At 44.0% G+C, this 9,433-nt stretch carries 9 protein-coding genes; 7 read left to right on the top strand and 2 right to left on the bottom strand.

Annotated features, from left to right (window positions below; translation table 11 throughout):
* The 3 genes from NC238_00715 to NC238_00705 all read left to right on the top strand — a co-directional run.
* The coding region (locus tag NC238_00715) for a hypothetical protein (GenBank protein MCM1564477.1) at positions 1–189 on the top strand (189 nt) is incomplete at its 5' end.
* The gene (locus NC238_00710; GenBank protein MCM1564476.1) at positions 186–500 is read left to right on the top strand and encodes a S8 family serine peptidase; all 315 of its coding nucleotides are present in this window, start codon (positions 186–188) and stop codon (positions 498–500) included. The genes NC238_00715 and NC238_00710, both read left to right, overlap by 4 nt.
* Before the next feature lie 111 nt (positions 501–611).
* On the top strand, positions 612–797 hold the full coding sequence (locus NC238_00705; protein ID MCM1564475.1) for a hypothetical protein: 186 nt from the start codon (positions 612–614) through the stop codon (positions 795–797).
* Between the two features lie 173 nt (positions 798–970).
* Here NC238_00705 and NC238_00700 read toward each other — a convergent pair whose 3' ends face one another.
* A complete protein-coding gene (locus NC238_00700) occupies positions 971–3,208 on the bottom strand; it encodes a hypothetical protein (GenBank protein MCM1564474.1) in 2,238 nt (745 codons plus the stop codon).
* Between the two features lie 541 nt (positions 3,209–3,749).
* Between NC238_00700 and NC238_00695 the strand changes: the two genes are divergently transcribed.
* Entirely contained in the window at positions 3,750–4,694 is a 945-nt protein-coding gene (locus NC238_00695) for a hypothetical protein (protein MCM1564473.1), read from the top strand.
* A gap of 174 nt (positions 4,695–4,868) precedes the next feature.
* Positions 4,869–5,165, top strand: a complete 297-nt coding sequence (locus NC238_00690; protein MCM1564472.1) for a hypothetical protein — start codon at positions 4,869–4,871, stop codon at positions 5,163–5,165.
* 85 nt (positions 5,166–5,250) lie between these two features.
* Here the strand turns inward: NC238_00690 and rmuC are convergent, their stop codons facing one another.
* Positions 5,251–6,678, bottom strand: coding sequence for a DNA recombination protein RmuC (gene rmuC, locus NC238_00685; protein MCM1564471.1), 1,428 nt, complete (start codon positions 6,676–6,678; stop codon positions 5,251–5,253).
* Between the two features lie 341 nt (positions 6,679–7,019).
* On the opposite strand from rmuC, the gene NC238_00680 reads away from it, so the two are divergent.
* Positions 7,020–8,195, top strand: a complete 1,176-nt coding sequence (locus tag NC238_00680; protein MCM1564470.1) for a hypothetical protein — start codon at positions 7,020–7,022, stop codon at positions 8,193–8,195.
* 214 nt (positions 8,196–8,409) lie between these two features.
* A complete protein-coding gene (locus tag NC238_00675; GenBank protein ID MCM1564469.1) occupies positions 8,410–9,165 on the top strand; it encodes a hypothetical protein in 756 nt (251 codons plus the stop codon).
* Positions 9,166–9,433: the final 268 nt, after the last annotated feature.

Genomic DNA, 9,433 nt, shown 5'->3' with positions numbered 1-9,433 from the left:
AAGAAACGCATACTTGACCGGGCGGACCTGCACAGCAGTATTAGACAGGAACAAGCGACATCCTACAAATGCGCCATTCCCCATTTCACCATTCCGACGATACAATTAGGGCAAATCCACAAGTCCGGCCCAACGCAGGCAATGAATATGGCGGGCCCGTCGGCTATCCGGCTGCTTACGACTCCGTGATAGTCGTCACGGCCACCGATAGTTCCGACGCCGTCGCGTCGTTCAGCAACATCGGCAGCGAAGCGGAGCTTGCCGCCCCGGGCGTGAGCGTCTTATCGACCTATAAGGGCGGCGGCTACGCGACCTTGAGCGGCACGAGCATGGCGACGCCCCACGTGGCGGGGACCGCGGCCCTGATCATCGCCGATGGCACCACAAACGCGGCAGGTGTCCGGAATCAGCTGGACGGAACGGCCATAGACCTCGGCACCGACGGCCTGGACACATACTACGGCTTCGGCCTGGTCAACGCATACGCGGCTACGGCATAGACAAAGATTCAAGCGCGGCGGTAACACGCCGCCTTTCATTTTTTCTAAGCTGAAGACGGGCCGGACACGAATACAGAATTCGACTACAATGAGTTCTTCGAGAACGGTACATTGAGTTACAACTGGAGAGGCAATTTAATTGCCGGCACCTGGAATAAAATTGATGACAGGCATTACATATTAAAGATTACCGGGATTAGAGAAACAACTATTACGCTCAATGATGAATTGACCACGTATCAGTCTGAGAATAGTTCGATCATTTTTATTAAAAACACGGCCCTTCCACCAACCTAAACCCCTGCATTAAAGCAGGGGCCTTAGGGCATAAAGCTAACATTAGTCTGAAAGTGAAATGATAAATCTGCAATATGCGACTAAGTAGGTGGCCCATGTCTTATCTAAAGGTTTATTGATTGATAAAAAAAGAGAAAGCCGAGCTTATGCCCGGCCCTCGATAATTTTAAAACTTACATTATCCCCCCTATAGTAAAGTGCCATAAGGGGCTGTAAGAGGCCGCATATAAGTTCGCGCTGTTGTAGGCGGACACCTGCCATGCATATTCACTGTACCAGCCTCCGGATGGGTTGTCGATCGTACAGGATGTCTCTGTTACCGTCCTGGAAATGTAATCATGAATTCCATCCTCTGGTATGAAGTTTATCACGTAGGTGTCGGCGTTCGGGACGGGCTCCCATGTGAAAGTCAGTGTGGTGGCGAAGGCATCGAATCCTCCCCTGTCAACTGGCGACACCAGCGTGGCCGCGGCGAGTTTCGGCTTCTCGAGAATGAAGTGATTAATGGCACTCCATTCAGAATCTATACAGGCTCCTGTGCTGTCCAACGCGCGCACCTTCCATTCCCGATAATTCATACCTTCGATAGCAGATATCGCGCATTCAGTCGAGTACACCGTTTTATATATTTCCGGGATCATGCCGCCCCAATAGCAAACCTCGTAGCTGTCGGCGTTCGGAACCGGGCTCCACTTGAGGATCGCCTGGTTATCCGTGATCTCGGCCCCGTTTTCCGGCGACACCAGCGTGGGCGCGGCCAGTTTCTTTTCCCTTATTTCCAGCGTATCCACGTTGCTCACGGCGTCGTTGTATCCAACTCCAATCTCGTGCACGTAGACCGTCCGGAATTCATACGTGTTGGGCCACCAGTATGGAGTGAGGGTGCCAGTGTATGCCCCTGACCCGTCCGTTTGAAAGGTCACTCCGGGAACATCCCTCCATATGTAACCGATTTCGTCAACATAACGACTCTGGAGTTTAATGGTTTTGCCCGCAATGCCATTTCCATTAACGTCGGTGAGTTTGCCACTGAAGGTTATGTCCTCTCCTTGGTAGATCCATACGGGTTCGACCGCAAACGTGAGTGTTGTGGACGGATCGAACTTGTACTCGAAGGTTGACCAGGCGCTCGGATCGGAGGCGATCCGGAGTCCTGTGCTGTCCAGGGCGGTAACCCGCCACCTGCCGGGCTGGTCCCCAGGGAAATTGAACGTGTAGGATGTCCCGGTCGCTGTGACAGGATCGCCGCTGATCCAGACGTTATTACTGCGAGAGTAAAATTCTATCTCGACCAGATAGCTATCGGCACCTTCCACCGGGCTCCAAGACAGGGTCGTAGTCCGGGGGTACACGTTCACATACGTACTCCCATCTGGCGGCGCCAGGTCGGAGGGTGTGGCGAGTTTTGCTTTTTCCACATCTACGTTTTTAGGGTCGCTCGTGTCGCCGGCGTACCCGTCTCCGCCGTCGTACACGGCCCAGACCTGGCATGTTCCCGGCATGCTTATGGTGGCGCTGGCTGTGAAGGCCCCCAGCCCGTTGGTTTTCGATATGGCGATGTTGTCCCATTGTCCTGTGTCAGGATTGTACGCCTGGACGTGGACCTCCTGGCCGTACATGACCGCTCCATCTGCGGCCGTGAGCGAGCCGGTGAATGTGATGGGCTGGCCAGCGGTGGCACCACCAGGCTGGTCGAGGGTGAGCGTGGTGGCAACGAGGGGCTTATCCTTCACTTCCACGGTTGCTGTGCTGGTTGCCGGGGCGTATCCCCACCCGCCGTCGTAAGTTGCCACGATGGCAATTGTGCCGGGGTCTGCGGCGATCGCCGCCGTGCAGTAGGCGTGCCCGCTGGCGTCGCATAAGGCATCTGCCTGGTAGCATCCGCCGAAGTCGAAGTGGATATACTTTCCTGATATGGGATTACCCGTCCCGTCCATCAAACATGCTACGGCACTAACCGAATCGCCCGGGTAGATCGTATCGGGCGAGGCGGTAAGAGTGAGACCCGTGAAGATCGTGGAGTCCACGGCTACTTTGACTCGGGCCGATGTCACGGCCTTGTACAGCTTGTTGCCCGCGAACGAGGCCCGGTACAGGTATACCCCGCTGGTGCCCTCGCTCGTCGATACCGTGTAGTACCCATCGGCGTCGGTTACGCTGTTACCCACGGTGGTCCAGGTTTTGCCGTTCGTGGATTTTTGTATGGTGATCGACATGTCGCTAACGCCCGTGCCAGCGCCGGCAATGAGCTTGCCGGTGATGGCGAACGCCTGCTTGGAGTAAACGTTGGTCGGGGTGTTGATGGTCAACGCCGTCTTCTGCGGCCCCGCTGCGCTTGATGGCAGGACGGCCGTCGGAAAGACGGCAAGTAGCATGATAGCGATGACGAACATCGCACATAGTTTCTTCATCGTAGTTCCTCCATTGTCCTTGTGATATCATGGCCATCACGTCCTGGTGGTAAAACAGAGACATGGCCGGCTTGTTTTGTGACCCTTCAGGATGGTTAGCGATCCCGCCGTGACTGGCCGCTTCGTGTTAAAACTGGTAGTCAGTTGTCGTTTGGTGGGTGGACTGTGTATCGTTAACCATTTAAGGCTAAATATATTAATATCATAATTATAATATAAATATTACTAATATATTAATCATTAGAATAGCAAACCATTACACGATTAACACTGATAACATATGGGTCGCTAAGTTCGTGGTCATGCTGCCAGCCATCGAATAAATTTATATTCGCTAATTAATATGAGAAAAAACTGATTTTCGAGCTATCATATACCCCAGATGTATGATGGGCCCGCTGCGATTTAAACGCAGGACATCTCGTTATCATCCGAGCGTTTGTCGCTGCTTTTTTGGGCAGTTCGGACAACAGTAATCATATAAGGTCGGCTAATAATTACCTGAAGGATAATATTTACCTGTGGAAGCCCATATCCTGTAATGGCCTTATTCAGACTGCTGGCGTCTCGTGATAGTATGGATATTAAGAAATTTTTCGGTAAAAAGCCGGTTTTTCGAATCGTTGCCCTGCTGGCTATCGTAATATTAGTGTTCATACTGTATACGGTCCTCCTAAAATCGGAAGACCCGGGAACAGTAATAACAACGCCCGTACATTATCCGTCCAATATTCCAGGCGAAAACGCTTCCTATTATGTCTGGACGAAAGTGGTCAAGACGTCGAGTGGTATCTTTCCCCTGAAAAGCGATAGTTACAACGTCATGTCGGTTTCGATGGCCCCCCACGCATTCTGGTTCAAAGGCCCGTTTGAAACCGGGTGGAGAATGCCAATAAAAATTGCCGGTTTCGGGGCCACGAGATCAGGCTACGGATTACTGTCGGCGAACGGCTTGAAAACCATTACACTCAGAATCGACGAGAGCTTAGACGTGAGTTCTTTCTCGACGATGAATCTCCACGGGCAGGAGGATTATTATGCGATCATGTTATCAACAGCAACCGACAGCCTGCACGATAATACGTGGCCGAGATACACACCAGAAATGGTCCTGGACTCTTCCAGTAAGCCCGTCATGCACAGCCCGGATACTCAAACTGATAAAGCTAAAAACCGGTTTTCCACCATGCTCAATCAATGGCAGTATACCGACCTGTCCGGCGGCGACCAATCAGATGCCGTTTACGCCATCGATACCTACGCGATTTGCGGCCCCGGCGGACCGGAAGAGATCAGGTATATGACCATTTTTTCCTGGGGCCTGCTCCACAGCAGCCGGAATGAAATCGGCCTCCGAATACGCCTGCCGCCCGACCCGACGACAATGACGCAAGAGCAGCTGGACTATTATCATATTGCGGTCAGTACCAGCGCGAGCGGCCAGAAATACTATACTCTGGATCAGGTAGACTGTGAGTTATTTTAATACGGGATTCCGCTAATAATGAGTCCGGATTGTCATTAATCGGTAGCCATAATATAAAATGTCATTACCGGGGCCGAAGTTTACGGCAAAGATTAATTTTCTTTCCCGCGTATTTTACAATATAACATGCGATAGCTGATCAGTAGCATGATTGCAGTATATACGGTGTAGCATATGAAGCAGTTGGAAAGATATGTAATCGCTATCTTTGCGGGCCTTGTATGTACATTTACGTTAGCTATTCTTTTAGCAGCCGTGATCGCTTTTGTTTTAGATCTGGTGATAGGAACGATTTCACAGGTAATGCCAGTGATCATAGACCAGCAAACGTACAACAATGGCGGAATTGTTATTTTGGGGCTATCGGCGATTCTTTCACTCGCAGTCTGTATACCTTTTACACTGTACATGGCCAGGTTTTTAAAGGATAGAACATGGAATGAAATCATCGAGAATTCGATGATCGAGTGAACGGGCCATCTTTACCATTATTTATAGATTATTCTAAATAATTTGGTGAAAGACTGTTAACTATATAATTGCGTAAAATGTTTTATCAATCCTTTTTAGATAAATCCTTTTTTAAATTAGAGTCGCCACCATCAGCAATTAATTCCTCACTTTGGATAACGCGTGTTCTATGATCAATTTGTTTCGTTTCTTCGATCTCTTTTTCGACTGATACTTCCAAATCTTTAAACTTCCTTGCAGTACTCAATAAACGCATTTCAAGAGAACCAATAGCATCATTATAGGATTCAACAGCTTTATCCAAGTTTTTTCCCACTTTGATAAGATGATCACTAAAAATCCTAAGCTTACTATAGAGGTCCTTTCCGAGTTCACTTATTTCTTTTGAATTCTTGGCAATATCCTCTTGCTTCCAGCCATATGCAACTGCTTTAAGTAAAGCAATCAGTGTAGTAGGTGTAGCGATAATGACATGATTATTAACACCATATTCAATGAGTGTTGGATCTCTCTCAAGTGCAGCACTAAAAATTGATTCTCCAGGGAGAAACATCACAACAAACTCTGGGGTACATTCCAACTGGTTCCAATAGGATTTGCTACTGAGCTGGTTAACATGAGTTTTAACTTGGCTAGCATGTTCGTCCAATTTCATAACTTTTTCATCTTCATCTTTAGCTTCAATAGCTTCTAAATATGCAGATAAAGGGGTTTTTGAATCAACGATAATGCTTTTATTATTCGGTAGATATACAATTAAATCCGGCCTTAAATCACAATCAACATTTCTAATAGGGACTTGCTCGTTAAAATCACAATGTTTTACCATTCCCGACAATTCCACAGTACGTTTTAACTGTACTTCACCCCATTGACCTCTAACTGTAGGTTTACGTAAGGCTTTTGCTAGATTTGCTGTCTCAGTTAATAGTTGCGACTCAGAAGATGCCAGAGATCTAATTTGCTCAGATAAACTAGCATTTAACACTCTTCGATTTTCAACATCTTGGCTAATTTTTTCATCGATCTTACCCAAAGAGTCTTTTATTGGTTTTACGAGATCATCAATCGCCTTCTGCTTTAGTTCAAGATCACCTTTTGCACTAACTTGATAAGCATCTAATGTAGATTTAGCTAGAACTAAAAATTCTTGGTTATTACTTCTTAACGCGTCAGCAGATAGTGCTTTGAATGCTTCGATGAGCAGTTGTTTAGCATTATTGACCTGAGTAAGCTTCTCATCTTCGGTTTCTATCTTAGTCTTTAGAGACGAATTTTCTCTTTCCAGAGTAGAAATATAATCAATTTTTTCCTTTACTTCATTTTCTAGTCTTGTTACATTGTTACTTTTTTCAATAGCAGCAGCTTTTTGCTCTGACTCAGTTTTTAGTTCTCCGGCAAGAGCTTTAATTTCTTGATCTTTTTTCTTAATAAAAGCCCAAAATAATGAAGTAGCAATAAAAAAGCCAACAATAAATGCAATTATTATGAAGATGCCTGATACCAAATCCATTGGTTTCACCAGCGAATACAAATCTAGTTTTAGTGTTCCAAGCTATTAAATATTAAGTAAAATTTGAATTATATTAAAATTGTGCTAATATTTGATATTTAAAAAAACCGGTTTGCCCCATATAGTATAAATACAACAGCATCCTTAATGCCTCGGAAGTCTGTGGCTTCAATCCCTACGGTAAGATTTTAGGAACACATAATGGAACACATAATAAGCCTCATTGCTGGCAATTTTAAATATTGTGAATGAGCAAGATGAAGGTTAAACATCGACTATATAACTTATAATAATAAAATTCATTTAGGAGTTTAACTAATAGTTAAGCGATGTGATCCCTAGTGGTAGCTCCTTTCCAACCTCAACAGATGCAAAACAAAAGTTTTTTTCAAAATCTCCTTGGTAAACAAAATGCAAGAAATAGCCTGATAGAAATAAACAATTTATTATCAAATACTCAAGATGTTAAAGAAGTCCATGATACTGATATTAAAAGAATCAATGACAGCTATGGCATAAACGTATTTAGTAAATTTCCTGATGAACTGGCACTTATATATAAATTGTACTTCACCCATACTTTATCAGATCATAGAATCGATGATAGTGAATTAGTCAATCTTGAACATTTAAAAACTATATTTAAGATTGATAATGTTGATAGCATTCATTCACAAATTATTAGGGCTAAGTTAGTAGATGAGATTGATAAAATTCTTGTCGATAAAAAAGTTAGCCCTGATGAAATCCAATTTCTGTATAAATTAATTGAAGACCTTAAAATTCCAGAAGACACTGTTACTAAAATATTAAGTGTTAAAATAAAAGCTATTCTCGATTTAACATTAAATCGACAGATTTCAGATAGATTGATCACGCCTTTAGAGAAGAATGAGCTCGATGAGCTAGTAAAAGACCTTCGTTTTAATATACAAATTGAAGAAAAATCTGGGCTTCTCTATGATCAATACCGACTTGCATGGTTTAATAATTCCCGAAAACAAGAAATCTTTGGAAAAGGATGGACTCAGTTAATGAAAGAAAATACTGTAACAACAGTATTAAAAATATCTTGGCTTACAGACGAGCAGAAAAAATATTTGATCGATAATGTTATTGAAAGCTATAATCAGGGTGAATCTATAGCAAAACTAAGAGATCGAATAATCCAATTTATCGATCTTGATAAGACTACTGCCAAGGTATTTGCAGAAACTCTTTATCGTGATATTAACAATTGTACATATCTATCGATTTATCGTGCGCAAGGTGCCAATTTAATAAGATTTAAAGCTTCAAAGAAAGACCTTGAATGGGGTCCCTGCAGGTCTTTAGACGGGAAGATTTGGAATATCAATAGCCCTTATATAATTGTACCTCCGCTTCGACCAGGCTGCACCTGTAGATTGGAAATTTTTAATAAAAATATTGTTCCAACGAATGTACAGTTTGATCGAGATTTAATAAAGAATTATTTAGAATTCCACGAGACGTATTGGCATGAAAAACCAACTTAAATGTATGTGCTTAATGTTAAACAAAGCAGCTAATAAATAACCAGTAGGTTAAATGTTTGTGTTGTCTGTAGCGGTTCCTGACTAATGCACCTCAACTGGAAAGATCTGCGACGGGTGCTTATGCCTGTGTTTACAGCTAATAACATAGGCGATTACACATGTACCAATAACTTATATATCTATAATTAGAAATTTTATTTAGGAGTGTTGGCGCTTGAGGTATAACGCATTGTTAGTGATAATGTTAGTTTTAAGCATTCTGACAGTTGTGGGCTGTACTAGCTCATCATCTACGAGTGATAACAACGTAAACCCGACACAGACACCGACTCAAACACCTACACAAGTAGCTACGCCAAAGCCTACCGTAGCGCCTACACCTGCGCCAACACAAATACCGGATATGACTTTTTCGGGCTCTAAGAGCCAGGCAACAGAAAAATTCCACCTTGAAAAAGGGCTAACAATATTCCATACCAAGAACGTTGATGACGGACAATTTCCGATGAACTTCATTATCAATCTTTTAGATAGTAACGGTAAGACAGTTGGATTAGCCGCTAACGCTATAGGTACATCGGATTCAGCTACTCCAATGAAGATAGATAAGGCAGGCGACTACATATTAGATGTTACCTCATTCGGCTCATGGAACGTTGTTGTAGAACAACCAAGATACACAACGGCCCAATCTGTGCCCGTTACCCTTTCCGGATCGGGATATGGAGCAACACAACCATTCTATCTAAAATCAGGCTTAGTAAGGTTTGAGTCCTCAAATGTTGATGATAGCAAATTTGCTATGAATTTTATAGTCTATTTAATGGATAATCAGGGTAATATGGTTGGACTTGTAGCTAATGACATTGGTACATCCACTAGCTCAAAAGCCATGTCCATTACCTCCAGTGGTGTTTATCTACTTAGTGTAATGTCATTTGGCGACTGGACGATAAAAGTATCTCAATAAAGGTAATGGATTATACGTAAACCTATTTCCATTTTTCCCGGCATATAGTCAGGTCATGTATCGCAATGTATCTATCTTTTGAGTTTAAAATTCTTATACAAATCCGTGAGACAGACAGGATAGGGAGTCATTGACGGGTAGAGTGAGATAGATGGTTTATGCACATGCAATAACAGAAGCTTCCAGATCTGCCCTGCTCGAGCTCGGAATAGCGCTAAACAAATACCACGATGATATCATTCTTTCGGGAGGGTGGGCCCCGTACTTC

It is taken from the genome of Dehalobacter sp. (assembly GCA_023667845.1).
In the GTDB taxonomy this organism is placed as follows: Bacteria; Bacillota; Desulfitobacteriia; order Desulfitobacteriales; family Syntrophobotulaceae; genus Dehalobacter.
The sequence above is the reverse complement of the archived record's forward strand: the minus strand, read 5'-3'. Positions and strand labels throughout refer to the sequence as shown.

Bases quoted from the DNA above. Each gene is read 5' to 3' on its own strand.
- NC238_00700 (MCM1564474.1), bottom strand. From the start codon at position 3,208: ATGAAGAAACTATGTGCGATGTTCGTCATCGCTATCATGCTACTTGCC.
- NC238_00695 (MCM1564473.1), top strand. From the start codon at position 3,750: ATGGCCTTATTCAGACTGCTGGCGTCTCGTGATAGTATGGATATTAAG.
- NC238_00690 (MCM1564472.1), top strand. From the start codon at position 4,869: ATGAAGCAGTTGGAAAGATATGTAATCGCTATCTTTGCGGGCCTTGTA.
- rmuC (MCM1564471.1), bottom strand. From the start codon at position 6,678: ATGGATTTGGTATCAGGCATCTTCATAATAATTGCATTTATTGTTGGC.